Annotated in this window: 26 protein-coding genes; 21 read left to right on the top strand and 5 right to left on the bottom strand. The window is 41.8% G+C overall.

Annotated elements, in window-relative coordinates; genetic code table 11:
- Positions 1 to 4 precede the first annotated feature (4 nt).
- The 8 genes from wecC (at position 5) to HMPREF1535_RS21920 (ending at position 9,149) form a co-directional block, all read left to right on the top strand.
- Positions 5 to 1,210: a UDP-N-acetyl-D-mannosamine dehydrogenase gene (gene wecC / locus HMPREF1535_RS21955; RefSeq protein ID WP_046147476.1), complete on the top strand. Its 1,206-nt coding sequence runs from the start codon at positions 5 to 7 to the stop codon at positions 1,208 to 1,210.
- 75 nt (positions 1,211 to 1,285) lie between these two features.
- A complete protein-coding gene (locus tag HMPREF1535_RS21950) occupies positions 1,286 to 2,800 on the top strand; it encodes an oligosaccharide flippase family protein (RefSeq protein WP_046147475.1) in 1,515 nt (504 codons plus the stop codon).
- A 3-nt stretch (positions 2,801 to 2,803) separates the two neighbouring features.
- On the top strand, positions 2,804 to 4,027 hold the full coding sequence (locus HMPREF1535_RS21945; RefSeq protein WP_046147474.1) for a Coenzyme F420 hydrogenase/dehydrogenase, beta subunit C-terminal domain: 1,224 nt from the start codon (positions 2,804 to 2,806) through the stop codon (positions 4,025 to 4,027).
- Positions 4,024 to 5,148 carry a polysaccharide pyruvyl transferase family protein gene (locus tag HMPREF1535_RS21940; protein WP_046147473.1) on the top strand — a complete coding sequence of 375 codons (1,125 nt, stop codon included), beginning with the start codon at positions 4,024 to 4,026 and terminating at the stop codon, positions 5,146 to 5,148. The genes HMPREF1535_RS21945 and HMPREF1535_RS21940 overlap by 4 nt, the downstream gene beginning before the upstream one ends.
- A gap of 38 nt (positions 5,149 to 5,186) precedes the next feature.
- Complete coding sequence (locus tag HMPREF1535_RS21935) at positions 5,187 to 5,981, top strand: glycosyltransferase family 32 protein (protein ID WP_046147472.1); 795 nt, start codon at positions 5,187 to 5,189, stop codon at positions 5,979 to 5,981.
- Positions 5,982 to 6,049: 68 nt separating this feature from the next.
- Complete coding sequence (locus tag HMPREF1535_RS21930) at positions 6,050 to 7,114, top strand: EpsG family protein (RefSeq protein ID WP_046147471.1); 1,065 nt, start codon at positions 6,050 to 6,052, stop codon at positions 7,112 to 7,114.
- A gap of 12 nt (positions 7,115 to 7,126) precedes the next feature.
- Positions 7,127 to 8,140, top strand: a complete 1,014-nt coding sequence (locus HMPREF1535_RS21925; protein ID WP_046147470.1) for a glycosyltransferase family 2 protein — start codon at positions 7,127 to 7,129, stop codon at positions 8,138 to 8,140.
- Positions 8,141 to 8,273: 133 nt separating this feature from the next.
- Positions 8,274 to 9,149: a glycosyltransferase family A protein gene (locus HMPREF1535_RS21920; RefSeq protein WP_046147469.1), complete on the top strand. Its 876-nt coding sequence runs from the start codon at positions 8,274 to 8,276 to the stop codon at positions 9,147 to 9,149.
- Between the two features lie 254 nt (positions 9,150 to 9,403).
- On the opposite strand, the gene HMPREF1535_RS21910 is transcribed toward HMPREF1535_RS21920, so the two are convergent.
- A complete protein-coding gene (locus HMPREF1535_RS21910) occupies positions 9,404 to 9,670 on the bottom strand; it encodes a hypothetical protein (protein WP_046147467.1) in 267 nt (88 codons plus the stop codon).
- Between the two features lie 145 nt (positions 9,671 to 9,815).
- Here HMPREF1535_RS21910 and HMPREF1535_RS21905 point away from each other — a divergent pair, with 145 nt between their 5' ends.
- A complete protein-coding gene (locus tag HMPREF1535_RS21905; RefSeq protein WP_046147466.1) occupies positions 9,816 to 11,027 on the top strand; it encodes a glycosyltransferase family 4 protein in 1,212 nt (403 codons plus the stop codon).
- Positions 11,024 to 12,160, top strand: a complete 1,137-nt coding sequence (wecB, locus tag HMPREF1535_RS21900) for a non-hydrolyzing UDP-N-acetylglucosamine 2-epimerase (protein WP_046147465.1) — start codon at positions 11,024 to 11,026, stop codon at positions 12,158 to 12,160. Before HMPREF1535_RS21905 ends, wecB begins: the two co-directional genes overlap by 4 nt.
- A 78-nt stretch (positions 12,161 to 12,238) precedes the next feature.
- Here the strand turns inward: wecB and HMPREF1535_RS21895 are convergent, their stop codons facing one another.
- The 4 genes from HMPREF1535_RS21895 to HMPREF1535_RS21880 all read right to left on the bottom strand — a co-directional run bounded on the left by HMPREF1535_RS21895 (position 12,239) and on the right by HMPREF1535_RS21880 (position 13,950).
- Positions 12,239 to 12,511 (bottom strand): hypothetical protein, encoded by a 273-nt coding sequence (locus HMPREF1535_RS21895; RefSeq protein ID WP_046147464.1) that lies wholly within the window; start codon positions 12,509 to 12,511, stop codon positions 12,239 to 12,241.
- On the bottom strand, positions 12,508 to 12,822 hold the full coding sequence (locus HMPREF1535_RS21890; RefSeq protein WP_046147463.1) for a hypothetical protein: 315 nt from the start codon (positions 12,820 to 12,822) through the stop codon (positions 12,508 to 12,510). Before HMPREF1535_RS21890 ends, HMPREF1535_RS21895 begins: the two co-directional genes overlap by 4 nt.
- Positions 12,823 to 13,024: 202 nt before the next feature.
- Positions 13,025 to 13,486, bottom strand: coding sequence for a glucosaminidase domain-containing protein (locus tag HMPREF1535_RS21885; RefSeq protein ID WP_046147462.1), 462 nt, complete (start codon positions 13,484 to 13,486; stop codon positions 13,025 to 13,027).
- 20 nt (positions 13,487 to 13,506) lie between these two features.
- Positions 13,507 to 13,950, bottom strand: coding sequence for an HU family DNA-binding protein (locus tag HMPREF1535_RS21880; RefSeq protein WP_046147461.1), 444 nt, complete (start codon positions 13,948 to 13,950; stop codon positions 13,507 to 13,509).
- 251 nt (positions 13,951 to 14,201) lie between these two features.
- On the opposite strand from HMPREF1535_RS21880, the gene HMPREF1535_RS21875 reads away from it, so the two are divergent.
- The 11 genes from HMPREF1535_RS21875 to HMPREF1535_RS21825 all read left to right on the top strand — a co-directional run bounded on the left by HMPREF1535_RS21875 (position 14,202) and on the right by HMPREF1535_RS21825 (position 26,406).
- Positions 14,202 to 14,426, top strand: coding sequence for a DUF4248 domain-containing protein (locus tag HMPREF1535_RS21875; RefSeq protein WP_010802611.1), 225 nt, complete (start codon positions 14,202 to 14,204; stop codon positions 14,424 to 14,426).
- A gap of 227 nt (positions 14,427 to 14,653) precedes the next feature.
- Positions 14,654 to 15,085 carry a hypothetical protein gene (locus HMPREF1535_RS21870; RefSeq protein ID WP_010799906.1) on the top strand — a complete coding sequence of 144 codons (432 nt, stop codon included), beginning with the start codon at positions 14,654 to 14,656 and terminating at the stop codon, positions 15,083 to 15,085.
- Between the two features lie 326 nt (positions 15,086 to 15,411).
- Positions 15,412 to 15,894 carry a helix-turn-helix domain-containing protein gene (locus HMPREF1535_RS21865; RefSeq protein WP_010802613.1) on the top strand — a complete coding sequence of 161 codons (483 nt, stop codon included), beginning with the start codon at positions 15,412 to 15,414 and terminating at the stop codon, positions 15,892 to 15,894.
- Between the two features lie 11 nt (positions 15,895 to 15,905).
- Positions 15,906 to 17,252, top strand: a complete 1,347-nt coding sequence (locus HMPREF1535_RS21860; RefSeq protein ID WP_007658471.1) for a replicative DNA helicase — start codon at positions 15,906 to 15,908, stop codon at positions 17,250 to 17,252.
- On the top strand, positions 17,249 to 18,787 hold the full coding sequence (locus HMPREF1535_RS21855; protein ID WP_046147460.1) for a DNA primase: 1,539 nt from the start codon (positions 17,249 to 17,251) through the stop codon (positions 18,785 to 18,787). Before HMPREF1535_RS21860 ends, HMPREF1535_RS21855 begins: the two co-directional genes overlap by 4 nt.
- Before the next feature lie 34 nt (positions 18,788 to 18,821).
- Positions 18,822 to 20,285: a capsule assembly Wzi family protein gene (locus HMPREF1535_RS21850; RefSeq protein ID WP_046147459.1), complete on the top strand. Its 1,464-nt coding sequence runs from the start codon at positions 18,822 to 18,824 to the stop codon at positions 20,283 to 20,285.
- A gap of 5 nt (positions 20,286 to 20,290) precedes the next feature.
- Positions 20,291 to 20,680, top strand: coding sequence for a lipocalin-like domain-containing protein (locus HMPREF1535_RS21845; RefSeq protein ID WP_316246745.1), 390 nt, complete (start codon positions 20,291 to 20,293; stop codon positions 20,678 to 20,680).
- 50 nt (positions 20,681 to 20,730) lie between these two features.
- Positions 20,731 to 21,516 carry a polysaccharide biosynthesis/export family protein gene (locus tag HMPREF1535_RS21840; protein ID WP_007658467.1) on the top strand — a complete coding sequence of 262 codons (786 nt, stop codon included), beginning with the start codon at positions 20,731 to 20,733 and terminating at the stop codon, positions 21,514 to 21,516.
- An 18-nt stretch (positions 21,517 to 21,534) separates the two neighbouring features.
- Complete coding sequence (locus HMPREF1535_RS21835) at positions 21,535 to 23,928, top strand: GumC family protein (RefSeq protein WP_046147458.1); 2,394 nt, start codon at positions 21,535 to 21,537, stop codon at positions 23,926 to 23,928.
- Complete coding sequence (locus HMPREF1535_RS21830; RefSeq protein WP_228100174.1) at positions 23,925 to 24,581, top strand: hypothetical protein; 657 nt, start codon at positions 23,925 to 23,927, stop codon at positions 24,579 to 24,581. The genes HMPREF1535_RS21835 and HMPREF1535_RS21830 overlap by 4 nt, the downstream gene beginning before the upstream one ends.
- Before the next feature lie 28 nt (positions 24,582 to 24,609).
- Positions 24,610 to 26,406, top strand: a complete 1,797-nt coding sequence (locus HMPREF1535_RS21825) for a fibronectin type III domain-containing protein (protein WP_046147457.1) — start codon at positions 24,610 to 24,612, stop codon at positions 26,404 to 26,406.
- Positions 26,407 to 26,436 lie beyond the last annotated feature (30 nt).

The following is a 26,436-nucleotide window of genomic DNA, read 5'->3' as shown; positions in this document are numbered from 1 at the left end:
AATTATGAAAGCATGTTTTATGGGGTTGGGATACATTGGACTTCCCACAGCGATCATTGCAGCTAAGCATGGAGTAAACGTTTTAGGTGTCGATATCAATTCAGGTGTGGTAGAAATGACAAACCAGGGTAAACTTCATATTATTGAACCCGGTATGGAAGAGTATTTACAGGAAGTGGTAAATGCCGGATTGTTGAAAGCTTCTACTACCCCTGAAATCAGTGATGCTTATTTTATGGTTGTTCCCACTCCGTTTAAAGGCAATCACGAACCGGATATCTCTTATGTCGAAGCTGCAACCCGTTCCGTTCTTCCTTATTTGAAGGAAGGAGATTTATATGTAATAGAATCGACCTCTCCGGTGGGAACGACGGAAAAGATGCAAAGTCTGATTTTTTCAGAACGGCCGGAGTTGAAAGACAAAATATATATTGCTTATTGTCCGGAGCGGGTGTTGCCGGGGAATGTCATCTACGAACTGGTTCATAACGATCGTGTGATCGGAGGAATCAATCAGGAGTCGACTGATAAGGCAATCGAATTTTACAGCCAGTTTGTACAGGGAACATTGCATAAGACAAATTGTAAAACGGCAGAAATGTGTAAACTGACCGAGAATTCATCCCGCGATGTGCAGATCGCTTTTGCGAACGAACTTTCACTTATCTGCGACAAAGCCGGTATTAATGTATGGGAACTGATCGAATTAGCCAATAAGCATCCGCGGGTAAATATCTTGCAACCGGGAGCAGGTGTAGGAGGGCATTGCATTGCAGTAGATCCTTATTTTATTACAGCCGATTTTCCGTATGAGTCACAATTGATTTCCAAAGCACGTGAGATCAATAATTACAAATCCTTCTGGTGTGCCGAAAAAGTGCATAATGCCATCTTAAGATTTGAATTGGAGCACCACCGCAAGCCGATTGTCGCTATGATGGGACTTGCTTTTAAGCCGAATATCGATGATTTGCGTGAATCTCCGGCCAAGTGTATTACGACAAAAGTGATGCAAGCCTGTAATAATGCGGATATTCTGGTAGTTGAGCCGAATGTGAAAGAGCACAAGGTGTTTAAACTGACTGATTATAAAGAAGCCTATGAGAAGGCGGATATTGTGGTATTTTTGACAGCCCATGATCCATTTAAAGAGTTACCTTATATGGAGGATAAAGTTGTATTAGATTTTTGTGGGATTTATAGAAAATAATTACCTGGATTTTTATCCAGCCCAAATAAATTTCGTTAACGAACTTAGGTGTAAAATAGACTTTTCAATAGGAGAATGGACCAACTTAAAGCCGGAGCTTTACTTTCTTATGTAGTTTTAGGGTTGAATACTTTGATAGGATTGCTCTATACTCCATTTATGTTGCGTATGCTGGGGCAATCGGAGTTTGGGTTGTATTCATTGGCTGCTTCCGTTATTGCTTATTTAACTGTTTTGGATTTGGGTTTTGGTAATGCAATAGTGCGTTATACAGCCAAGTTTCGAGCAGAAGGTAAACAAGAAGAGCAATACGAAATGTTCGGTATGTTTTTTTTGCTGTACTTGTTTATTAGTGCATTGGCCTTCATTTTAGGATTGTTTTTGGTGGGTAATGTAGATTGTTTGTTTGATACCCATATGACGACGGATGAGATAGGCAAAATACGGTTGATGTTGTTGTTGATGGCATTTAATCTGGCATTTACATTTCCGATGAGTATTTGGGGGGCTATTATCACAGCCTATGAAAATTTTGTATTTCAGAAAATAATAAACATAGCTCGCATTCTCCTGAATCCAATTGTGATGATTGTTTTGCTTTTGTTTGGTTACAAGGCTGTGGCAATGGTAGTTGTGACAACCTCTTTTAATGTTGCCACTTTAGTCATTAATTGGATTTATTGTAAAAGAAAATTACATATTCATTTACGCTTTACCCATTTTAAATGGGACTTCCTGAAAGAGGTTTCCATTTATTCGTTCTGGATATTTTTGAATGCTATAATAGACCGGATTTATTGGAGTACAGGACAATTTGTTTTAGGTATTTTCCGGGGGGCAGCAATGGTTGCCGTTTATGCAGTAGCCATACAATTGAGTAATCTATATATTATGTTTTCTACAGCTATCTCCGGCTTGTTTTTGCCTAAAGTAATGGCGATGGTGACACGAAATGAAGATCGTAAAGTAATTTCTGATTTATTCATCAGGACAGGACGTATTCAGTTTATTGTAATAGCTTTTGTATTAGCTGGTTTTATAATATTTGGTCGTCAGTTTATTCTACTTTGGGCAGGAGAAGGATATGAAAATGCTTATTGGATTTCCCTGTTATTTTTTATCCCCTTAACTGTCCCTTTAATTCAGAATCTTGGAATTACGATTTTACAGGCTCGTAATGAAATGAAGTTTAGATCTACTTTATATGTAATCATAGCTATTGTCTGCTTGGGACTATCTATTCCAATGGCAAAAAGTTATGGTGGCATAGGTTGTGCGTTTGCAACGGCTTTAGCTCTTACGGCAGGACAAATTGTGGTGATGAATATTTATTATCAAAGAAAACAAGATATAGATATTATAAAGTTTTGGAAAGAGATTGGAAAAATGTCAATCATTCCTTTTGTTGTAACATTATTTTCTCTCTTGCTTATATGGAAAATGGATATTGACATATCAAATATTACTCGTTTAGCCGGTGGTATTGTTTTATTTTCTTTATTCTATCTTCCTCTTTCCTGGTTTGGCTCTATGAATGCTTCAGAACGTTCGTTGTTTAGTGGTATGATCCTGAAATTGATAAAGAGATAATCTATGATTAAGATAGATAGTAAGGAAAAATGCTGTGGTTGCTGGGCTTGTGTACAACGCTGTCCAAAACATTGTATTACAATGGTAGAGGATGATGAAGGTTTCCTTTATCCCAAAGTGGACTCTTCACTTTGTATTGATTGCAGTTTATGTGAAAAGGTTTGCCCTGTAATTAATCAGGGGGAACCAAGAATACCGGATATGGTTTATGCCGCAAAGAATTTGAATGAAGAGATTCGTATGGCTAGTTCTTCCGGGGGAATTTTTACGTTGTTAGCAGAAGAAATAATAGCTAAGAGTGGTGTTGTTTTTGGTGCCAGATTCAATGAAGAGTGGGATGTTGTCCATGATTATACAGAAACGATAGAAGGTTTATCTGCTTTCCGGGGTTCTAAATATGTACAAAGTAGGGTGGGGAAATGTTATTCACAGGTAGAGGAGTTTTTGAAAAAAGGTCGTAAGGTTTTATTCTCTGGTACTCCTTGTCAGATTGCGGGTTTGAAACGTTTTCTCAGGAAAGAATATGATAATCTCTTGACGGTGGATTTCGTTTGTCATGGCGTTCCGAGTCCGGGTATATGGCGAGAATATCTGAAGGAGGAAACCACACGTCAGTGCGGTGGAAAAAATACAGTTTTGTCTCACCCTGTTTTAAATGGCAGAGATGCTCGCATTGAGAGCATTTCGTTTAGAAACAAAAGCTTAGGGTGGAAAAAATACAGTTTTGCTCTCACTTTTTCTGTGTCCGATGGTCACGGAGAAAAAAATTCAGTTTTGCTTTCAGAACCTCTAAACAAGAATATTTTCCTGCGAGGCTTTCTGGCGGATTTGTATTTACGTCCGAGTTGTTATGCTTGTCCTTCGAAAAGCTTTAAGAGTGGGAGTGATATAACGATTGGAGATTTCTGGGGCGTACAGCATGTGATGCCGGAGATAGACGATGACAAGGGGGTGAGCGTGGTGATGGTAAATGACGGGGATAAATGGAAAAGTGAGACTTTATCATTATGGTCTATAGAAGATTATCGGCAATATAGCTTGTACAAATCATGCCAGCATTCAATCTGTGGTTTATTGTTTCATAAAATGGGTGGTAGTGTCAGTTTGCGAGTGATATTATTGGAGAAACCGATCTTAATTAGGCGAAAAATGAGGTCGTTGGTCGCGGCGGTTGCTAAATACTCCGGATTTTTAAGGTTTTATAAATTAATAATCAAAAAGAAATGAAGATCGGGATCGTAACATTTTGGTGGAGTGAGGATAATTATGGGCAAATATTACAATCATTTGCATTGCAATACTTTTTAAGAAAGAAAGGACACGAAGCTTTTGTGATAAAGTATTTGCCTTCTAAACGCAAAAGAGATTTTAGTTGGTGGATTTCTGTTCCTCGAAAAATATTATCAAGGATATTTCAATTTCTTTTTCATAATAAAGAATATCAATTATCTCAGCATTTTAAAAAACAGGCAGAAATCATTCAGCATGAAAACTTGCTCCACCCTCGCTTTTTTTCCATGTTCAAGGATAAATACATAGTATATTCATTGGAAGTGTATAATCAATATACGTTATTCCAAAATCCTCCCGAAGCAGATGTGTATGTGGCAGGGAGCGATCAAATATGGGCCGGGCTAGATCCTGTTTTCTTTTTGTGTTTTGTCTCGAAAGAGAAGAAATGTATTGCGTACGCTCCCTCTTTTGGAGGCCTTGAGAATTCAAGAATCAATAGAAAACAGTTAAAATACTATCTAAATAGATTCTCTATCCTGGCGATGCGAGAGCAAAATGGATTGGACATTTGTAAGAGTATGGGACGAAACGATGCGTTATTAGTGCCGGATCCTACACTGTTGCTTTCCGTAAAAGATTATTCATTGGTTTCTTCAGATGTGCCTGTGGAAAAGGATTATGTATTGCTTTATTTTTTAGGGAACGATATGGATTTTGAAATAGCAAAGGTTTATCGCTGGGCGAAAAATAGAGGATTGGACGTTAAATATGTATCTGCTCAAGGGCGGATAGATGAATATGTTAAAGTTTATCCTAATGTTGATGAATGGTTAGACTTAATTCATAAGGCGAAATATGTTATTACAAATTCTTTTCATGGTACAGTATTTAGCATAATTATGAATAAAAATTTTATGGTTGTTCCATTAAGTGGATCATTCGCTAGGATGAATTGTCGTATTACGGATTTATTATCTCAATTTATGTTGGAAGATCGAATGTATGTGGGAGATATGGATTTATTATTGTCTTCAATTAATTATGATAAGATTAATAATCTATTAGAATCTAAAAGGAATGAAATATCGATCAATTTTGATAAATGGTTAAAATAAAAAAATTATATATAGTATATAATTGAAGTTGTAAATATATGATACCTAAAGTAATCCATTATTGTTGGTTCGGAGGTAATATGTTACCTCCATTGGCTGTGAAATGCATATCATCTTGGAAGAAATATTTTCCGGACTATGAGATAAAGGAGTGGAACGAAAGTAACTTCGATGTGAATATTATTCCTTATACTCAAGAAGCCTATCAAGCAAAAAAATATGCATTTGTAAGTGACTACGCACGTTTTTGGATTTTGTATAAGTTTGGAGGGCTTTATTTTGATACGGATGTAGAGGTTATAAAGTCAATGGATGATATGATAGCTCGTGGTCCGTTTATGGGATGTGAAAATGAGGCAAGCAACATGAGCGTAGCGAGTGTCGCCCCCGGTCTCGGCCTTGGGGTGAACCCCAGTCTCGGCCTGTATGAAGAGATTCTGAAAAAGTATTCTACTTTACACTTTATGCGGAAAGATAGGTCTTTTAATTTAAAAACCGTGGTGCAATATACGACTGAATTACTTTGTGAGCATGGTTTAATAGGAACAAAAGAGATACAGTTTTGTGCAGGGGTATGGGTTTATCCCAAAGATTATTTATGTCCAAAGGATTTTAAAACAGGCGTGATGGAAATTACAGAGAATACTTTGGCAATCCATCATTACGATGGTAGCTGGGTGAGTGATGTGGACCGCTATGCGCAGGAATTAGGTCAAAAGCTAACCTTCTTGCCTAAAGGTATCCGTGGATATATGGCTCAGTTTGGTTCGATTGTGCATTATAAGGGTTTTCAAAAAGCTGTTTTTGAAATATGGAATTGGCTAAAAAGGTGAGAGTAATGGGGCGAGTGCTTTGATTGGTTTATTTTCAGAATTTAGGTTAAATGTAATAGAGTTATATCGTGGTATATCAATTATTAGTATTTTTTATATTGCTAGTTGCTTTTTTTTATAAGCAACTAGTAAAGAATCCTGATCCTTCCCTAAAAGAGCGAGATATTTTTTTGATACCTACTTTTTTTGCATTGTTTGTCGTAATGGGATTTCGAGATGTATCTGTAGGTGTTGATACATATAACTATAGTATGATTTACAGAGATATATCTAGTAAACCTTTTTGGTTTCTCCTTACAGATTATTATTATGAATCTATTGAGATAGGATTCGTAATGCTAGCAAAACTTTCATCTTTTATTCTTGATGATTACTATTTTTTTCAAATTGTAGTATCTTTTGCTATATGCTTCTTTATGTACAAATTTATAAGACAAAATACTCGTGATTTTGTAACGACTTCTATTATATTTATGTCTATAGGAATCTATTTGATATCATTTAATATATCGAGGCAAATGTTGGCTGTTTCAATAGCGGTAAATGCTTGGAATTATTTGAAAAATAATGATTATAAGCGAGCTTTTATATATACATCAGTTTCTCTACTGTTTCACATATCGTCGATTGTTTTTTTTCTTATTTATATTATTTATTATTTTAAGGATAATAAAAAAGTTATGGCTTCTGTGCCTTTATTTTTTATACTTTTTGTGTTCTTTTTCCAAAGACTTATGACTGTAATCTCTGTTTATATAATTAAATATGCAAATTATTATGGTAATAACAGAGAAATTCAAGAAGCTAATATGGTCAAGATATTATGGACTGTTGAATTCCTGTTATCCTTGTATATATTCTATCAAAAACGTTTCAATTCTCAGGAGAAAGTTATCTCTGTTTTGTGTATGGTATATGTGTTGACTAATATTATAGCATTGTCATTCAATTATTTTGAACGGATTGGGTTGTTTTTCTCTCCATTTCTGTTGTTGCTGTTTGGCATATATGGGAATAGTATAAAAAATGTGATTTTAAGGAAGGGGTATTATGTTGTCATAAATATCTGTTTTTTGTTGTTTTTTTTACGAGCTATATCTACTCCTCAGTATATCTATTCTTTCTTTTTCTAATTTACATTTATTATGGAATTAATATCTATCATTATCCCCGTTTACAACGTGGAGCGATATTTGCGAGATTGTATTGATAGTGTTATCAATCAAAACTATCAGAATCTTCAAATTATTTTGGTGGATGATGGGAGTTTGGATAAGTGTCCCAAAATATGTGATGAATATGCATGTAAGGATCATCGTATAAAGGTTATTCATAAAGAAAATGGAGGTCTTTCTGATGCTCGTAATGCAGGAATCGATCAAGCTTGCGGAAAATATATATCTTTTGTGGATAGTGATGATGTAATAGCTACAGATATGATTTTCTCTCTCTATGAGCAAATGATGCAAAATAAGGCTGATATTTCTGTTTGCCAAAGAAGTCATATTGATGAAAATGGTAAGGATTTGGATGTTTCAGTGGATGTCATTTTGGGTGATTATGTCGTGTCTGGGAATAAAAATTGTATGCATGATTTTATGTCTTCAAGAGGAATTGATACAGTAGCTTGGGGAAAATTATATCGTATGGATTTGTTTAAAGATATCCGTTATCCAAAAGGAAGATATCATGAGGATGTATTTACAACTTATCGTTTAGTAGCTAAAGCCAATGTGATAGTGGTTGGAGGCGGGAAAAAATATTATTATAGGGTGCGTAATGCTAGTATTACGCAATCTTCTTTTTCTTCAAGACATTTAGATGCTGTGATAGGAAAATGTGAGATGGCAGACTTTGTTGCTGCTAATTATCCGGAGGAATTAGTTTATGCAAAAGCAGGAGTTGTATATGCGGCTAATCAGTGTGTATGGAGAATGGGGGTATCTCATTGTTATGATAAGCGATTTGTAAAGATGCTACAATTAAAATATCGTTCCTTAGAGATCTCTTTTTTACGCTATGGTAAAAATGGATTGTTCTCTAAGTTGTTCTCTGTGTGTGCCTTTGTTAGTGTGGATAGTGTTGTGAAAGCTGTATCGATTATTTATAAAATAAAGAAAAAATATGCTGAGTGTAATAAGAGAGTTTTTTCAAAATAGAATTAATAATAGAAATAGAAAAAGGTTGACAAATACTTCCCCTTATGACTTTTAACCCCTTTCAGAAGTATCTGTAGGGTGTTAATTTCTGATAAAAATGACTTTTTAAAGTGGATTCATAAATCATTATAACATGCGTAAATTAAAAATATTGCTTACTGCAATTTGTGGTGAGTTATTGAAATTGTATTATAAAGTAGGCCTAGGCTCTATATCTTATGGAATTAATAGAGAGGAAGAACGGAAAGAGAAGGTTACAGTCTCGCTGACTAGCTATGGGCGACGTGTGGTGGGAGTACTCCCTTATACGATCATCTCTTTGCTCCGTCAAACCTACAAACCGGACAGGATTGTCCTTTGGTTGGATGAGGAGCATTGGAATGATAATAACTTGCCCGACTCATTGAAACGTTTGAAAGCGTATGGTCTTGCTATCAAATATTGTAAGGATACTAAATCCTACAAGAAACTGGTGCCAGCTTTGGAGGCTTATCCGGATGACCTAATCATTACTTGTGATGATGATATTTTTTATCGGAAGAATATGGTGGAGCGTTTGATTTCCGAGTATCGTAAAGATCCGACTTGTATCTACACACATAGGGCGCACCGAGTATTGTTTACGAATGATGGGGCTTTGAGGCCTTATAATGATTGGGAGATGGAGATTTCCGGGGTCGATGGCTGTGATGTATTTCCAACGGGGGGCGGTGGGTGTTTGTATAAACGCTCCCTATTGTACAAGGATATTTGCCGAGAAGATTTGTTCATGAGATTAGCTCCTAAAGCGGATGATGTGTGGTTTTATTTTATGGAAGTAATGCAAGAAACAAAATGTGTTGTATTGCCTCATAGTGGATATGTTTATATTCTTTTGGATGTTTTTTATCAGTATTTTAATAAGGAGGCAAGTTTGTCGGCTACGAATTGTAAGGAATCGCAGAATGATGTGCAAATCCGGAATGTGATGAAGTATTATAATTTGATAGATTCAGATTTAATAGAATAATGATTTCTTTTGGTTTGCTATAGAAAGACTGAACAACAGCTATCAATTACCGTGGAGGATCTTGCTATGATTTGTCATAGAAATGGAGGGCAGGATCATGCTTTTGGCCCATTGGGCAAGCATTCTCGAAAATTCGTGATCGATAAGGATTGTTTTAGGGTAGAGGACTCTGTCTCAACAACCGCGAAAACCGTAAGTTTGATTCATCTGGTTCCGGATGTGGAGAGCATATATTTCAAATTGTGATGGGGTATTTATAGATGACTATTTATCAAGTCCATTTGAATTGAATAAAAAAATATATCTGTTTTTGAAGCTAAATCAGCTTTTTCTAGTTCTTGTGCAAAATTGATACCTAGAAGTTCTATTGATAATATAACTTTTCCCTGTGATATATCAATTGGAGAAGATGCTTTTTTTATGTTTAAAGTATCTTCTTCTATAACAAATATAGAACTCTCACACAGTTCTTTGTATTTTAGAAGAATAAGAAAAGATTCGGTTTCTAAAAAAATATTCATTTATTTATCTTGTGAAAAACAGGTCTTTGTTGATACGATATTATACTATTTATTATATACATAACTTTCACAATATAAGATTTGGCTTTTTTCTAAATAGAATATGTGCCATTTTGAAAGGTTTTGTGACTTTAAAGTGTAAATCATGAAAATTCTTTTTTTATCAGACAATTTTCCTCCCGAAGTAAATGCTCCGGCTACTCGTACCTATGAACATTGTAAGGAATGGGTTAGATGTGGTGCGGAAGTAACGGTTATAACCTGTGTGCCGAATTTTCCTCAGGGCAAGGTTTATAAAGGTTATAGGAATAAATTATACCAGTCGGAAATAATAGATGGAATCCGAGTTATTCGTGTATGGAGTTACATTACTGTCAATGAAGGATTTTTGAAACGAACGCTTGATTACATCAGTTTCTCCGTTTCTTCATTCTTCGTAGGACTTTTTCAACGGACAGATATTATCATTGCAACATCGCCTCAGTTCTTTACGGCTCTCTCTGGGCGTACATTGGCTTTCTGGAAAAGAAAACCCTGGATCATGGAGGTGAGAGATTTATGGCCGGAATCGATCAAAACAGTCGGCGCCATGGAAGATAATCCTGTTATTCGTTTTTTTGAATGGGAAGAAAAAAGATGTTATCAGTCAGCCTTAAAGATTATCGTTGTAACTGACTCTTTCAAAAGAAAACTGAAAGAAAAGGGTATCCCCATTCAAAAGATAGAGGTTATAAAGAATGGGGTAGATATTACAAAATTCAAACCGACAGAAAAAGACAGAGCTCTACTCAAGGTATTAAATCTGGAGGGAAGAAAAATTATCGGATATATAGGAACACATGGCATGGCGCATAGACTGGATTTCATTTTGCAATGTGCTGCCCAAATGGATGGCAAAAATAATTGCCACTTCCTTCTGATTGGAACCGGAGCAGAAAAAAATAATTTACTAAAACTAAAAGAGCAATTAAATTTAAAGAATGTAACAATGCTTGATCCGGTCCCCAAGCACGAGGTAAAACGATATATATCCATTCTTGATATTGCTCTGATCAACTTGCGTAAATCCGATTTATTCACAACAGTTATTCCTTCTAAAATATTTGAGAACGCAGGTATGAGGATCCCTATCCTCATGGGGGTGAATGGCGAAGCTCGCCAGATTGTAGAATCCTACCATGCTGGAGTGTGTTTTGAACCGGAGTCAGAAGACGATTTTAACAAAAAGCTGCATTTGCTTCTTTCAGATTTTGCTTTATATGAAGAGTGTAAAGAAGGGTGCCGCAAATTGGCCCATGACTTCAACCGTAAACATCTCGCCGAACAAATGTTACATGTAATAAAAGAAACAATATGAAAACAATAATGCTCGTCTTCGGGACTCGTCCTGAAGCAATAAAAATGGCTCCTTTGGTGAAGGAGTTTGAGAAGTATCCCGAACAGTTTAAAACAGTGGTTTGTGTGACTGGCCAACATCGCGAAATGTTGGATCAGGTGCTTCATCTTTTTGAAATTCATCCGGATTATGATTTGAATATCATGAAGCAAGGACAGGATTTATATGATGTGACTGCCCGTGTCCTTACCGGCATGCGGAATGTACTCAAAGAAGTACAACCGGATCTCGTGCTGGTACATGGCGATACGACTACTTCGACGGCTTCTGCTTTGGCAGCTTTCTATCAGCAGATACCAGTGGGGCATGTTGAAGCGGGGCTTAGGACACATAACATATATAGTCCCTGGCCGGAGGAGATGAACCGTTTGATAACGGGGAGGATTGCTACGTATCATTTTTCTCCGACACAGTTGAGCTGTCAGAATTTGTTGGATGAAGGTGTGAAGCAGAAGTCTATCCTTGTAACCGGAAACACGGTGATCGATGCTTTATATCTGGTAGTCGATAAAATTAAAGGAAATGAAGCGTTACAAAAGGCATTGACGGAAGAATTAAAAACTGCCGGATATGAAATCAGGGATCGTCGCCTTGTTCTTATTACCGGACACCGCCGCGAGAATTTTGGGGAGGGTTTCATTCAAATGTGTAAGGCTATCAAGACACTGGCGGAGAAGTATCCGGAAACGGATTTTGTCTATCCGATGCATCTGAATCCGAACGTGCGTAAACCGATTCATGAAGTTTTCGGAAATTCGGATTTGCAGAATATGTTTTTCATTGAACCGTTGGAATATCTGCCGTTTGTTTACCTGATGGAGAAATCGGCCCTTGTGCTTACCGATAGCGGTGGAATACAAGAAGAGGCTCCGGGATTAGGTAAACCGGTATTGGTTATGCGTGATACAACCGAGCGTCCTGAAGCTCTGGAAGCGGGAACAGTTAAATTGGTGGGAACGGATTACGATAAGATTGTACAGGAAGTTTCCGCTTTGCTGGATGATAAAGGGTATTATGACAAAATGAGTAAAGCAGTAAACCCTTATGGAGATGGTAAGGCTTGCGAAAGAATTGTTCATTTTGTAATGAGGTAAAGAGGTTGTACGAATAACTTTATACACGAAAAGTCTGTTACCCCCTCCATATCAGAGAAGATAACAGACTTCAAACGATCAAACATCCGTCTCTTCATCTTCCCATTCCTCTTCCGGAAAATACTGGTCGATGATAACGAAAAACAGATGATATTTACATAAAATATGACGTATCCAGCGTTCGCTCACCAATAGCTTTTTACTGATCCGGGAGATATCCCGGTCGGTAATCCCGGAGATATCCATACTTTCAGCATGTTTTCGGTAAGCCTTCAACAGACAGTCATAGATGGCATATCCGGTCGCTTTGTTGCGGCGGATCATGTGTTGGTAATTTTCTTCGTAACTCATGCTGTGAATAATTTGTACAGACCGCCGATCAGTCCCGCCGCCATCAGGCTGTAACCGGCAATGTCTATGGGTTCGACACGTTGTTTGGTTCCCCAGTCGCTCTGGTTGAGAGCGAGAGTATCGCTCCGATAGCCGTCAGCGTCACTTCCGTCTGCTCCATCAGGAGAGACAGCAGGGTGATCGCCATCAGGAACAGGACGAGGATAGGGATGGGGACAAGGGCAGTCACCGGCTGCCGGCTTTTGCTTGCGGGGAAAGATGATCCGGACAAGGCTGGTGAGAAAGTTGAGAATGGTTTCAAGAGTTTTCATTTTGTATATATTAATATTTAGAAATAATTGAGCTATCAGTTTATAGTGATGGGAGTAACCAATTCCCCTCTTGAGAGGGGATAAGGGGTGTGTTAAAGCTAGTTATAGGGCGAACAATAACACACCCCCTTCCCCCTCTCAAGAGGGGAGACAGGTACAACCGGTCAATAATCGGATAGTTCAAATCTGATAAAAGGTGAACTCAGCAAACAGTATATCTTTCGATCGTCCGGCAAATCGACACCAACATCCTTTGATAGGCAGCACGGTTGTCGCCATTCACTTCGCTGATGTATTTACTGTAAGCGATCTCTTTGGCATAGGCCGAAGGATGGGCACTGAGCGAGGTAGCCACCGGATAAGCAGTGTGGATCAGACGGGCGAAATCCATAAAACTGTCTTCCGCCGATTCGTAGGTGCGGAACCATAAGGAAGTATGGCCACTGTTTTCAGAAAGATCGGTCTTTGTCCCTTTCCAGAAAGTGTTTGGATGTCCGTAGGCGGTGATACCGAAGAAGTTGTTATGCTCCTTTGCCAGCGTACTTTCTCCCCAGCCGGTTTCAATGGCCGATTGGGCGAGGATGACGATCGGATTGATTCCGAAACATTCCCCCGCTTTTTGAGCGGGGAAAAGATATTGTTTGATAAATTCCTGTTTTAACATAACGGATAATTGATACGTTACTACTCGATTTCCGGACGGTCCGAATCACCTCCTGTAGGCGGAGTGACGGTTTCGGTATCCATCTTTTCATATTTGGCATTCTTGCGGATCTCGTTGAGCATGGTGCCCGGTGAGAAGACGATACGAGCCTTGTTGAAGAGGGAGACATTGAAGTCCTTTTCATTCTCAATACCCTTGCTGCCGGCAACCATACGGAAGTTACCCAGGCGGCCCATCTGGATCACATCGCCTTCTTCCAGGCGTTCTTCCATAACGGAAAGAAGACCTTCGATGACAAGCATCACATCACCGATAAAAGCGGTGCTTCGAACAGCGATCAGATCACAGAGCTTGTTGAAATCGAGTTTCTTCAATGAACGGACCTGTGCATAAAATAATTTGGAACCTTCGGCAGCGTCTTTGCGCATGTCGGGACGTTTTACTAAGTGAAAACTTAAAGCCATGGGGGATAATTTTTTAATTTGACAATGTGCCAATATGCCAATGGAAATACTCCGAAAGCTATTGACGGTTAACTGGTTGGTTATCGATAACATGACAAAGATAAGGTGCTGGAAAAACGGCTGTGACATGAAATGTCATCATCGGCGGCGAAGGGTTAAATAAGTCCGTATAAATAATGCGCATAAATATTGAATTTCATTTCTTTATGTGGATTTAATTTCTTATCTTAGTAAGACTAAATCATAAGAATATGGACGAAGGAAAATTCAAAATCCGCAGTTACGGATGGACGGAATTGGCACTCTGTTACAACCCGGATTTGCATCCGAACTCAGCATCACGTTTGTTGCATCGCTGGGTGGTAAGAAACGAAAAATTGACCAGGGATTTGAGGGCAGCCGGGTTCTGTGAACGGCAACGAAAACTGACTCCGAAACAGGTCGGGGTGATTGTCGATTTCCTGGGAGAACCTTGAGAATTGAAAATTTGAAAGTCCCTTATTTCGGAGATGAAAGATATATGTTTTGAAGATAAAATAAGGGACTTTTGAATGCAAAAGATATATGTTTTTTTAGAGGGAAAGGAGATTCTTACTGTTGACAGGAAACATCTGTTGTACAGCATCAACTTAAAAGTTATGCTGACAGAAGAATTAAAACGCTATAAAAAAAAATTGGTGGAATTGTAGGAAAAAATTTGGCTTTGGATAAATTGGAAGCCTATATCGGAGAGTGTCCGGACCGACGGACCGAAATAATGAAACTGGCCTGGCTGTTGGGGAGTGATGAGTGTCACCAAAAAAAGGGTTGGACTGATTTGGCAAATAAGTTTTTTGACAAATTCCGACCGGAAATATTGACTTGGTGTGGTTTTGACCTGGTAGACCCGTGGAAGGAGAGAGTACCGGTGAACGACCGGAAATTTTTGAGTGACCTGCTGGGGCAAATGAAGGTATATTATTTCAATGATGTGTCTTTCGACTTCCTGGCTGAGCACTTTTATCTCTGTTTTCGTCTGGAGGGAACGGTCGGTTCTTTTTGTACCGAAATGAAAGTACATGACTCTGATTATTCGGATTGTATCAAACATTTTTTGAATGAAATAAATAGGATTAATAACAAAAATAAGAAATAATAATTGATTAATACGCTGTATAACAGGTTTTTCTGTGCTTGTTTTTGCTGCGATTTTAGTAATTGCCGTCTGGTGCATACCCTCTACCTTTGCAGGGTGAAAGTGAATGATACCGGATGTTGTTAATCTTTGAAATCTGAAAAAAAATGGCCGCAGGCCCTTATTTAGTTATAAATATTTATATTCTATATTAAAAGAGGAATTTCAGGACATTCCCGGGCGACTTGAAAAGTCTCTTATTAATAGGCTCATTATCAGAGAGGTATAGACACGAAGCAAATTCATTTTCATCTTGATATTAATTTCAAACTTAATTTGTATAGGGTATGAAAGATTATTGTGCTGAAAATGAGAAGAATGCGTCCAGTATTTTTGGAAGTGCATTCCTGACTGTTCCCCGCTTTATCCTGGATCAGTTGTTTAGTGAAAATCTGCCGGTCCGGCAAGGGGGATGGTTACATCTGCTTTTATTTGCCGGCTGTTTTTATGCAGATGGGCATGTTCGGTTGAACGACCGAATGGTAAGTTGCCGCAAAGGCGAGTTTGTCGGTACCCAGGCCCAACTGGCTCGTTTGAGCGGGATCAATGTATCGACGGTCAATCGCTTGCTTCGCCAGATGGCGGATAAGAAATTGATTACTATGAACCGTATTCCCGGTGGAACCCGTATCCGGGTGAATGGTTATGTGAACTTTACGGCAGCTCCCGAAAAACCGAAAGTCGAGGAGAATACCCTTGCCGATCAATTGAAAGCTGCCAAAAAGCAATTCGGAGGGAGACAAATGGATGATGATGTTTCAACTTGTTAAAACGGACGGATATGAAAGCATTTGAAAAAGCAGAAGCGGCGGTTATCAGTTCCGTTTTATCGGTAGAGTCGGCCATCATAGAAGTTTATCCGGTATTGAAACCGGAGATGTTCAGTCATCCGGACCTGGCGTTTGTCTACAGTGCGGCTTGTTCGCTGTATGAAAAAGGGAAGAGGGCGGACCTTGTGACGGTGGATACGGAGATGCACCGGTTGGATGAAAAACATTGGAAAGATATTAACGGGGTAGCGGTCCTGAACGACTGGATGATACAACTTCGGCATACCGCTAACCTGAAACAATATGCAGAAGAGGTGAAACGCCGTTATATGCTCCGGATACTTTCGGGGTTGTTCGGCGGATTGAAGGGGAAGGCGGATGACTTCGGTACTTCGTATGCCGACCTGATCGGAGAGGCGGAACAGAAGTTGTTGTCGCTGCGTGAGACTTGTACGGTCGGTAAACCGCTTCGACAGATCGGAGCGGTGGCACAGGAGGTGTTGCAGATGCACCGCGAACGTCTGGAAACCGGTACCGACAGCATGCGTATCCTGACGGGGATCGAGGCTTTCGATTATGTGACCGGCGGACTCTATAATGGCGAACTGACTGTGGAAGCCGGACGTCCCGGCGACGGTAAGACGGCTGTAGCCATGCATATTGCGATGAATGTGGCGATGGCGGGGAAACATGTCTGTTTCTTCAGTTTGGAGATGACGGCATTGCAAACCCTGAACCGCCTATTTGCCGGTTATGCCGGGATAGATGCGAACCGTTTGCGTATCTCCGGAGCGAACCAGGCGGACCTGGGAAGGATGGAGCGGTTGGCGGAAGATTTTAAGAAGCTGCCGTTGTATTTTGACCATACGTCGGGAAACAGTGTCGCCAATATCCGTGCCCAGGTGAAACTGCAACGGCGTAAGAAGAAATGCGACCTGGTGGTTATCGATTATCTTCATCTGATACAAAAGGAACGTTCCAAAAACGAGACAGTGGACCAGGCGATCGGACGGATTGTAGAAGCATTGAAGCAATTGGCGCAGGAAGAGAATATCCCTGTGCTGCTTCTTTCGCAGATGAACCGTAACAGCGTGAACCGGGATGGCAAACTTCATTTGCCGGAGCTGCATGACTTACGTGACTCGGGGGTGATCGAACAGGTCGCCGATTGTGTCTATTTTGTTTATATTCCCCTGAAGAACGGGGTGGAAAATGATCCGGTGACGGGCGAAAGCCTGGTGGATGTCGGTGAACTCTGGATTAAAAAAGTACGTAACGGTTCTGTCGGGGTGGCTCGTTATCGTTTCAATGAGAGTTATACGCTTATTTCCAACTATTCAAACCGGAAGAAGCCATGACGAAAAGAGAGATCGAACAAATGAAGTCGTCTGTCTGCATCAAGGAGGTAGTCGAGGGGTATGTGTCGCTGGAACGGAAGGGGAGTAACTATATGGGGCTTTGTCCGTTTCACGAAGATCATCATCCATCACTTATAGTGAATCCAGAGAAGCAAACTTTTCATTGCTTTGCCTGCGGGGAACATGGGGATGCGATTGCTTTTGTGCAGAAGATGGAACATTGCAGTTTTATGGAGGCGGTGGGAAAGCTTGATATAAAAAGGAAGATAACACACCCCCTGCCCCCTCTCGAGAGGGGAAAAGTTACTCCGAACGCTATATACCACGGGGAGGAATGTCTGATGGTATCTCTTTCCCCTCTTGAGAGGGGGCAGGGGGTGTGTCATCTTACGACCAAAAACAATTTCTTTCTTTCCTCCCTTTTGCCTTATGCTTGCGGTAACTCTGAATTGACGCCTGCTTACCTGGATTTTGAAGTCGGGCAATCTCCTGTAAATGTACCGAAGGAGTGGTATGCGATGCGTAACCGTGTCATTTTCCCGATCCGTGACGAAGCCGGGCAGTTAATTGCTTTTGCTGCCCGCCGGTTGGCGGATGGTAATCCGGATGAACCGAAATATATCAATACTTCAACAGCCGGCGGGTATAAAAAAAGCGATCATTTGTATGCTTTGAACCGGGCGAAGGAGGCGATTGTGCGTGAAGGTTTTGTTTTTGTGGTCGAGGGATATAAGGATGCGATAGCCATGCATGCGGCGGGTTTGACGAATACGGTCGCTTTATGCGGGACGGCTCTGACTGGCGGGCAGGTGGAATTGTTGAAACGGTATACCGGCCATCTGTGTCTGTTATTGGACGGGGATAAGCCGGGGCGTGATGCGGCACGGAAAATTGCGCTGTCGCAGGAGGCGGCTTTTTCGGAGATACAGGTTCTTTATTTACCGGAAGGAGAAGACCCGGATTCGTTGTTCCGGCGGCATGGGAGAGAGGTGTTCGTCGCCTTGATCGACCGTTGCCGGACAAGGCCGCATTATTCGGAAGAGTTGTTGTTGTCGGCTTGCCTCTTGTATGCGGATACGTATTATTTTTTCAAAGGGGAGTTTTGCCTGTTTACGGAGGTGATCCATACGATTCTCCGTTCGGATAACCTGTTGTTTGAACATGGGGACTATCGGACGATTTTGTCCCATCTGGCGGAAGGGTATCCGGAAGCTGACCTGGAGATGGTGCTGAGAGGGGTGGCGGACGGGTTGCATGCGGAGTATGACGGGATGGTCCGGCAGGATGTGGAGGCGTTTCGGCTTCTTTATCCGGAAGCATCCAATTACCGGGAGATGTATCTGGTCCGCTTGTTGTTCTTTTATACTGAAAACCGGATATTGAAGGATATCCGGAAGACGGTGAGGGCTTTGTTGCAGTCTTCTCCGGATGAGACCGGGCAACGACTGGAAATGCTCGTTCATATAGCCGAACGACGGGAGTTGTTACGGCACGTGGCGGAGAATCTGGACAGGCCGGGGACGGTTTGGGGATGATGGGGTTGATTCAATTCTTTCTAATCAAAAACAAATGAAATCAATATCAAACTTACTTCTTTGGGGAGGCATTCTACTGCTTCCCCTAAACTCTTATGCTCAGTTTACCAAAGGACTGAGTTATCGGGCGGAAACCGGCGTCAGCTTCAGCGGAGGGGAACATACTCCTTTCTGGTTGACTGCGAATAAGCAGGGACTTTCGTCCATTGAAAAAAATAATGGGTATCTGCGTGCCGGTATTTTTCGGGAGTTGGAAAACGGTAAACGTTTCTCATATGCTTTCGGGGCGGACCTGGCTGTAGCTTATAATTTTACATCGACTTTTGTGGTGCAACAATTGTATGCGGATTTGAAATACCGTTGCCTGGGGTTGAGCATCGGAAGTAAGGAGCGACATAGCGAATTTAATAATTCGTTACTGAGTAGCGGCGGACTGACATTCTCGGGAAATGCCCGTCCGGTTCCGCAGGTTCGTATCGGTATTCCTGAATATACGCTCGTTCCGGGTACAAAAGGTTGGTTAGCTTTCAAAGGACATATCGCTTATGGTATGTTTACAGACGATGGCTGGCAAAAAGACTTTGTGGCTCCGGGAGGAAAGCATACGGAACATGTGCTGTATCATTCCAAGGATTTGTATGTGAAGATCGGTAACCGGGAGAAGTTTCCGTTGATTTTAGAAGGGGGATTGGAAATGGCCGCCCAGTTCGGAGGAAATGCTTTCATTGGAGATAAGAAGATCGATATGCCGAACGGGATAAAGGATTTCTTTAAGGTGTTTATCCCAAGTGGTGGAGATAGTAGCACACCAACAGGAGAACAGACAAATGTCTATGGAAACCATTTAGGCAGCTGGAACTTCTCTCTGACCTGGTATGCTCCAAAAAATTGGACAATCCGTCCTTATTACGAACATTATTTTGAAGATCATTCGCAGATGTTCGGTGAATATGGCTGGAAAGATTGCCTGGCAGGAATAGAAATAACGTTTCCCAAGAATCCGGTGATTGGTAGTTTCGTTTATGAATATATTTCAACAAAGGATCAGACCGGTCCTGTTTATTGGGATCATACACCGGAAATACCGGAACAAGTGAGTGGTACAGATAATTATTACAACCACTACATCTATGCCGGTTGGCAGCATTGGGGAATAGGAATTGGAAATCCGCTAGTCATGTCTCCGATTTATAATGATGATGGAGAAATAGTCTTTAAAAGCAATCGTCTGCAAGGACATCATTTGGGGATCATGGGTAATCCTGTTAACGATTTGCAATACCGAATCCTTTTATCGTTTACCCGCAACTGGGGAACTTATAGCTTACCTTTTTATGAGATCAAAAAGAATGGAAATGCGTTGATTGAATTAACCTATACACCCCATCAGTTAAAAGGTTGGGACTTTACAGGAGCGCTGGGTGTTGACAGAGGCGGGATGTTGGGTAAAAGTGCCGGTGGAATGCTAACAATCAGAAAAACGGGATGGATACGATGAATACAATGAATACGATGAAAAGATATATAACGGCAGTGTTGCTGGCCCTGATAGTCAGTTCCTGCGGAAAAATGCCGGTCAACGGAGACCTGGATGGTCGCTGGCAGATCATGAAAATAGCATATACGTCGGGAGAGGAAGAGACACCGGAACGGGCTTACTACAGTGTTGCTTTGCATACAATCAATCTGATGAAGGTTGATGTAACCAGTCAGACCGGTAATATGGAATATACCGGAGATTCATTGTTTGTAGTCATGCCGGTCAGTAAAGTTGAAGATTTATTGCCATTTGGCATGAACGGAACGGAGCAACGTTTCGGCGTCAAAGAATTAACATCAAAGCATTTGGTCCTGCAATCGGATTATGCCCGATTGGAGTTCAGGAAGTTTTGATTCAACAATTTTTTAATTGAAATATCAACAAAAACAAATAATATATGAAAATGAATTTGAACAAACAACTTTTAGGAGTTTTGCTTGTGGTGCTACTGGGCTCTTGTGCATCACCCAAAAACATTATTTACATGCAGGATGTAGAACCTTTTAGGCAGGGAAATATCGAACAGATATACGAGCCGATCATCCATGAAGACGATTTGCTGGCAATCATGGTGAACAGCCGTGATCCGGAACTGGCATTACCTTTTAATATGCCGATGGTTACTTATCAGTTAGGCACAAATAACGGAACGACTGGTCAGCAGCGTGTGTTGGGCTATTTGGTAGACCGCTATGGTGATGTCGATTTCCCGATTTTGGGTAAGATCCGTGCCTCGGGCCTTAGCCGTATGCAATTAACGGAACTGATTAAGAAACGGTTGGTGGACGAGGATTTGATCAAAGACCCAATCGTAACAGTACAGTTTCTGAATTTTAAGGTTTCTGTCATTGGTGAAGTTAGCCGGCCGGGTAGTTTTACCGTATCGGGTGACCGTATCACATTGTTGGAGGCTTTAAGTATGGCAGGTGACCTTACGATTTACGGTCGTCGCGATCGTGTGGCGGTGATCCGTGAGAATAATGGTAAACGTACGATCCTGTTCCATGATTTACGTTCGGCGGATATCTTCGATTCGCCCTGCTATTATCTTCAACAGAACGATATCGTGTATGTGGAACCGAACAAGGCGAAAGCGGGCCAGAGTGGCATCAATCAGAACAACACGGTGGGTGTGTGGGTATCGGTCGTATCCCTGTTGACCACGGTTGCAGTATTAATATTCAAATAACAAAAGAGTATAAGAGTGATGAATCCCGAACAAGAAACAAATATGCTTCGTGAAGAGGAAAATGAGTTGAACCTGATCGATATGTATCGTGTCGTACGTGCCAACTGGTACTGGTTCCTGTTATCTGTGGCGGTCTGCTGTGCAGTAGCGGTGCTTTATCTGGGGTGGGCACCGAAAATCTACCAGCGTACAGCGACGGTATTGATCAAGGACGATACGAAAGGAGGCGGCGCAGCCAGTGAGGCTGCCGTTTTTGAGGATTTGAATATGTTCAATATGAAAAGGAGTGTGGATAACGAACTGCTGGTCTTCAAATCGAAACAGTTGATGAAATCAGTTGTCAAACGTCTGGACCTGGATATCAGTTACAGCATTCGTGAAGGGTTGCGTACGGTGGAGTTGTACAGTCATTCACCTGTAGTGGTCCGTTTCCCGGAGGCAAATGAAAGCCTGGAATTTGGTTTGACGGTAGTGCCGGTATCAGATAAAGAAGTGAGCTTGTCGGGTTTCTTTTCCGAAGAACTGGAGGAAGAAGGACAGGTGCTGGAAGACCAGACGTTGACTGTGGCGTTGAACGACACGGTATCGACGCCTATCGGAAAAGTAGTGGTAACTCCTAGTTTGTATTATACGGATCTTTATTATGGGAGTGAGATAACAGTTTCTAAAAGCAACCAGGATCGGGTAGCCTTGGATTATAATGAATCTCTGCAGGTTGTGCTAGCGAGTAAAACAGCTACCATTTTGAATTTGTCACTGCAGGACGTTTCTGCATCCCGTGCGGAGGATGTGTTGAATACACTGATTGCTATTTACAACGAGGATGCGATAAGCGACAAGAATCAGGTGATGGTCAATACATCGAATTTTATCAATGACCGCCTGATTATTATTGAAAAAGAACTGGGAAATGTGGATGCAGAAATCGAGGTCTTCAAAAGAGAAAATCAGCTGACCGATATCCATTCGGAAGCTGGTATGTATTTGCAGGAAGGTAGCCAGTACAGCCAGGAAGGACTTGGATTGGAGAACCAGTTGACGCTGGCAAAATATATTCGGGAGTACTTGACTGACCCACATAAGGGGGCCGACCTGATACCAGCCAATACGGGTATCTCGGATGTAAGTTTGGAAAGTCAGATTTCGGAATATAATACCTTGCTCTTAAAACGCGACAAGTTGATCGGTAACAGTAGTAACAGGAATCCGGTCGTGATGGACCTGAACAATTCGCTGGGTGCGATGAAGCAGACAATTATCCGGGCGGTAGACAATCTGATCGTAGGTTTGAATATAAAAATAAAGAACATACGTGAACGTGAAGTGCAGACGACCCGTCGTATAGCAGCTGTCCCGACTCAGCAAAAGTACGTGTTGTCGGTTGAACGCCAACAGAAGATCAAGGAGGAACTTTACCTTTACCTTCTGAACAAGCGGGAAGAGAATGCCTTATCGCAGGCGATCACGGAGAGTAATGCCCGTATTATCGACCCGGCACAGGGTAGCGAGAAACCAGTGGCACCCAAATCGATGCTGGTTCTTTTAGCAGCCTGTGTGTTGGGGATGGTGGTTCCTTCGGGTATTCTTTGGGTGCAGTTGACGATGAACACGACGGTACGTTCAAGGAAAGATATAGAGGATAACCTGTCTGTTCCGTTCCTGGGTGAGATTCCTTCGCGTAACCGGAAAGACAAGAGTGAAATCCTGGTGCATGAGAACGGTCGCGACGGTGTCTCGGAGGCATTCCGTATTGTCCGGACGAATATGGAATTCATGCGTGTAAAAGCAAAAGATCTGAAAGTGGTGATGTTTACCTCTTCAAATCCGGGTGCGGGGAAAACTTTCGTATCAATGAACCTGGCGATGAGTTTTGTTCTAACGAATAAAAAGGTGATCCTTGTCGATACTGATATTCGTAAGGGTACCCTTAGCGCCCGCATCAGCCACGCTGGTGCGGGATTGACGCACTATTTGTCGGGGAGGGTGGATGATGTGGATAAGATCATTGCACCATCGGGCATCAACGACCGTTTGGACGTAATCCATGCAGGTCCTGTGCCTCCTAATCCTTCGGAGTTACTTCTGAGCAATCGCTTGGAAGAATTGGTAAATACGTTGCGTGAGCGTTATGATTATGTGATTTTGGACAATGTGCCGGCCGGTATGGTAGCAGATGCCACGATCGTGAACCGCGTGGCTGACTTGACGGTTTATGTGATTCGTGCAGGTTTGATGGATCGCCGTCAGCTACCGGAAGTGGAAAAGTTATATAAACAGGAGAAGTTTCGCAATATGGCGGTGATACTGAATGGTATCAATATGAAACGTGCCGGTTATGGGTATGGTTATGGGTACGGTTATGGATATGGCTATGGTTATGGAAACGAAAAATCTCAAAAACATAAGAAATGAATAAAATTGTTCGACAAATGTTGATCTGCTTGTTATGGGTGGTTTGTGTATCAACGGCTTACGGTCAGCACACGGAGGATGCGTCCGTTGATACGCTAAAGCAGTCTTCCCGGGAGCAGCAAATGCAGGCCCGTTTGGAAAACTATGTACAGTTATTGTCAACGCGTAAAAAGCCTGAAAGGCCCCGGGTGATGGTGATGCCTGTGATGGGGTTCCGTACTTCCCAGATGTCGTACGGTTTGATGGTTGCTGCAATGAGACGCACGGGGGGATATATAAAAGCGAAATATAGTTTCAGCAATACTCCTTCGGATGATTTCGAATGCAACGATGTCGGGATGTCGGGTGAAGATGGTGAGGTACAGTGGTACACGGGGAAGACGGAAAAAAGCCGTTTGTCTGTCACAGGGGGGATCGTACAACGCCTGTGGAAACCGTTTTATCTGTATGCCGGAGTAGGGTACGGCACACGTACGCTGGTCTGGGAAACGGTGGGAGGCAAGTGGGGTAAAAACAAAGACCATTCCCTGGAGGGTGTGGAAGCTGAGATCGGAGGAATCCTGTCTGCCGGACCAATGGTATTTTCGCTGGGTTTGCAAACGAACAGCTTTAAATATCTGGAGGGAAATCTGGGAATTGGAGTTATTTTTTAATCGATGAACCGAAAAAACAGAAGAGTCCATGAATCTATTGAAGTATATATTGTTTTTTCTTCCTGCTGTGTTGATGTTGGGAAGTTGTGAAAAGGACGCCGAACCTGAAGCCATATCGATCGGCATGCAGTTGGAGGAACCGCAGCATATAGGGCGAACGTATGTCAGGTTGAAAGGGAGCGTGACGAGTCAGATACCGTTAAAAGAGACTGGTTTTCTTTGGTGGAAGGCGGGTGACCGTGATCATGCCTCGGAGGTCGTATGCCGGGATTCTTTATCATTTGGCATGCAGGTGCTGCTGGAAGGACTGGATGCGGATGCGTCGTACGAATATTGTTTGTATGCGGGTAACGGTACGGATCGTCTGACAGGGCAGTCGGGTAGTTTTAAGACGTTGTTGTATGGTGAGCCTTTGTTGTCGGACCTGTCGGCGGACGAGGAGGTCGCTAACCGTTTCACCTTCCGGGTGAAAGATGATGGAATAGATGGTACGGGGGCTAACTTGTTATCGAAAGGTGTCTGCTGGAATACAGAAGGCAACCCGACGGTAGACGACCGGAAGCTGGAAGCGGAAGGTGAGGAGGCTGCGTTTTCCGTTTCCATTCCGGACCTGGAAGAGAACACGACCTATTATCTGCGTGCTTTTGCATTAAACGATAGTTCGTATCTTGCTTACAGTCCGGAAATAAAGATTCAGACGGGCAAAACATTTCCTAAGGTCGGCAGTATCCTGTTGTCTGATTCATTGAAGAAGGAATTTCGTGCTACACTGGAAGACAGCGGAGGTGCTGAAATCATATCGAAGGGTTTCTGCTGGAATACGACTGGTACGCCGACGGTGGCAGATGAGAGGGAGACAGCGGGCAAAGAGTTTACTGCCGTGTTGTCGGGGCTGAATCCCAATACGGTTTATTATGTACGTGCGTTTGCCGAGAATACATATGGTGTGGGTTATAGTGAGGAGTTGGTGGTCAATATTATATCGCTGCCGGTAGTGGGGGCGGTGGAACGTATTGATCCGGATAACAATGTGTTCCGTTCCGTATTAGTGACAGATGGTGGAAGTGAGATAACGGAAAAAGGTTTTTGCTGGAACATGACGGGAAAACCGTCGGTGGAGGATCATGTAGTTGTGGCTGATGATGATTTTATGGCTACGATATCAGAAATGGAATCGGGTACTTACTATATACGTGCCTATGCTGTCAATAAAGCAGGTGTCGGTTATGGTGAAGAGTTGAGTGTGTCGATTCATGTGCTGACGGTTCCGGTACTTGACAGGGTTCGTATTGTTGATTGGGAAACCAACCGGATACAGTGTTCAATACTGAATGCGGGAGGCAGTAAAATAACGGCTAATGGTTTTTGCTGGAGTACGCATGAATATCCGGATGTTTCGGATAATCTGTTGGAAGCGGATGATGATTTCATGGCAGTTATGGGTACTATGTATCCGGGTGTTTACTACATAAGGGCTTATGCGAGTAATAAGATAGGTACGGGGTATAGTCGTACGTTGGTGTTGGATACGCGTACAGTTCCGGTTGTGGATGAAATAGAAGTATTGGATGCTACAACGTATACATTCCGTTCGAGAGTGCTGGACAACGGTGGCGGGAATATAAGTGAATGCGGATTCTGTTGGAATACGGTCGGTGAACCGAACATCTGGGATTATAGTGTGCAGGCGGATAGTGATTTCACGGCAACGCTGGGTGATTTGTCTCCGGGTGTCTATTACATCCGTGCCTATGTGATTAATGAAAAAGGTGTTGGTTACGGTCCTGGATATTCGATTATAGTCTCTCCTGAGGGTGTGGATTAAGAAGTAAAACAGAAAGAGTCTTTTTGAAAC

It is taken from the genome of Parabacteroides goldsteinii DSM 19448 = WAL 12034, from assembly GCF_000969835.1.
In the GTDB taxonomy this organism is placed as follows: domain Bacteria; phylum Bacteroidota; class Bacteroidia; order Bacteroidales; family Tannerellaceae; genus Parabacteroides; species Parabacteroides goldsteinii.
The sequence above is the reverse complement of the archived record's forward strand: the minus strand, read 5'-3'. Positions and strand labels throughout refer to the sequence as shown.

Excerpts from the sequence above, each read along its gene's own strand:
- wecC (WP_046147476.1), top strand. The coding sequence starts at position 5 with ATGAAAGCATGTTTTATGGGGTTGGGATACATTGGACTTCCCACAGCG.
- HMPREF1535_RS21950 (WP_046147475.1), top strand. The coding sequence starts at position 1,286 with ATGGACCAACTTAAAGCCGGAGCTTTACTTTCTTATGTAGTTTTAGGG.
- HMPREF1535_RS21945 (WP_046147474.1), top strand. The coding sequence starts at position 2,804 with ATGATTAAGATAGATAGTAAGGAAAAATGCTGTGGTTGCTGGGCTTGT.
- HMPREF1535_RS21940 (WP_046147473.1), top strand. The coding sequence starts at position 4,024 with ATGAAGATCGGGATCGTAACATTTTGGTGGAGTGAGGATAATTATGGG.
- HMPREF1535_RS21935 (WP_046147472.1), top strand. The coding sequence starts at position 5,187 with ATGATACCTAAAGTAATCCATTATTGTTGGTTCGGAGGTAATATGTTA.
- HMPREF1535_RS21925 (WP_046147470.1), top strand. The coding sequence starts at position 7,127 with ATGGAATTAATATCTATCATTATCCCCGTTTACAACGTGGAGCGATAT.
- HMPREF1535_RS21920 (WP_046147469.1), top strand. The coding sequence starts at position 8,274 with ATGCGTAAATTAAAAATATTGCTTACTGCAATTTGTGGTGAGTTATTG.
- HMPREF1535_RS21910 (WP_046147467.1), bottom strand. The coding sequence starts at position 9,670 with ATGAATATTTTTTTAGAAACCGAATCTTTTCTTATTCTTCTAAAATAC.
- HMPREF1535_RS21905 (WP_046147466.1), top strand. The coding sequence starts at position 9,816 with ATGAAAATTCTTTTTTTATCAGACAATTTTCCTCCCGAAGTAAATGCT.
- wecB (WP_046147465.1), top strand. The coding sequence starts at position 11,024 with ATGAAAACAATAATGCTCGTCTTCGGGACTCGTCCTGAAGCAATAAAA.
- HMPREF1535_RS21895 (WP_046147464.1), bottom strand. The coding sequence starts at position 12,511 with ATGAGTTACGAAGAAAATTACCAACACATGATCCGCCGCAACAAAGCG.
- HMPREF1535_RS21890 (WP_046147463.1), bottom strand. The coding sequence starts at position 12,822 with ATGAAAACTCTTGAAACCATTCTCAACTTTCTCACCAGCCTTGTCCGG.
- HMPREF1535_RS21885 (WP_046147462.1), bottom strand. The coding sequence starts at position 13,486 with ATGTTAAAACAGGAATTTATCAAACAATATCTTTTCCCCGCTCAAAAA.
- HMPREF1535_RS21880 (WP_046147461.1), bottom strand. The coding sequence starts at position 13,950 with ATGGCTTTAAGTTTTCACTTAGTAAAACGTCCCGACATGCGCAAAGAC.
- HMPREF1535_RS21875 (WP_010802611.1), top strand. The coding sequence starts at position 14,202 with ATGGACGAAGGAAAATTCAAAATCCGCAGTTACGGATGGACGGAATTG.
- HMPREF1535_RS21865 (WP_010802613.1), top strand. The coding sequence starts at position 15,412 with ATGAAAGATTATTGTGCTGAAAATGAGAAGAATGCGTCCAGTATTTTT.
- HMPREF1535_RS21860 (WP_007658471.1), top strand. The coding sequence starts at position 15,906 with ATGAAAGCATTTGAAAAAGCAGAAGCGGCGGTTATCAGTTCCGTTTTA.
- HMPREF1535_RS21855 (WP_046147460.1), top strand. The coding sequence starts at position 17,249 with ATGACGAAAAGAGAGATCGAACAAATGAAGTCGTCTGTCTGCATCAAG.
- HMPREF1535_RS21850 (WP_046147459.1), top strand. The coding sequence starts at position 18,822 with ATGAAATCAATATCAAACTTACTTCTTTGGGGAGGCATTCTACTGCTT.
- HMPREF1535_RS21845 (WP_316246745.1), top strand. The coding sequence starts at position 20,291 with ATGAATACGATGAAAAGATATATAACGGCAGTGTTGCTGGCCCTGATA.
- HMPREF1535_RS21840 (WP_007658467.1), top strand. The coding sequence starts at position 20,731 with ATGAATTTGAACAAACAACTTTTAGGAGTTTTGCTTGTGGTGCTACTG.
- HMPREF1535_RS21835 (WP_046147458.1), top strand. The coding sequence starts at position 21,535 with ATGAATCCCGAACAAGAAACAAATATGCTTCGTGAAGAGGAAAATGAG.
- HMPREF1535_RS21830 (WP_228100174.1), top strand. The coding sequence starts at position 23,925 with ATGAATAAAATTGTTCGACAAATGTTGATCTGCTTGTTATGGGTGGTT.
- HMPREF1535_RS21825 (WP_046147457.1), top strand. The coding sequence starts at position 24,610 with ATGAATCTATTGAAGTATATATTGTTTTTTCTTCCTGCTGTGTTGATG.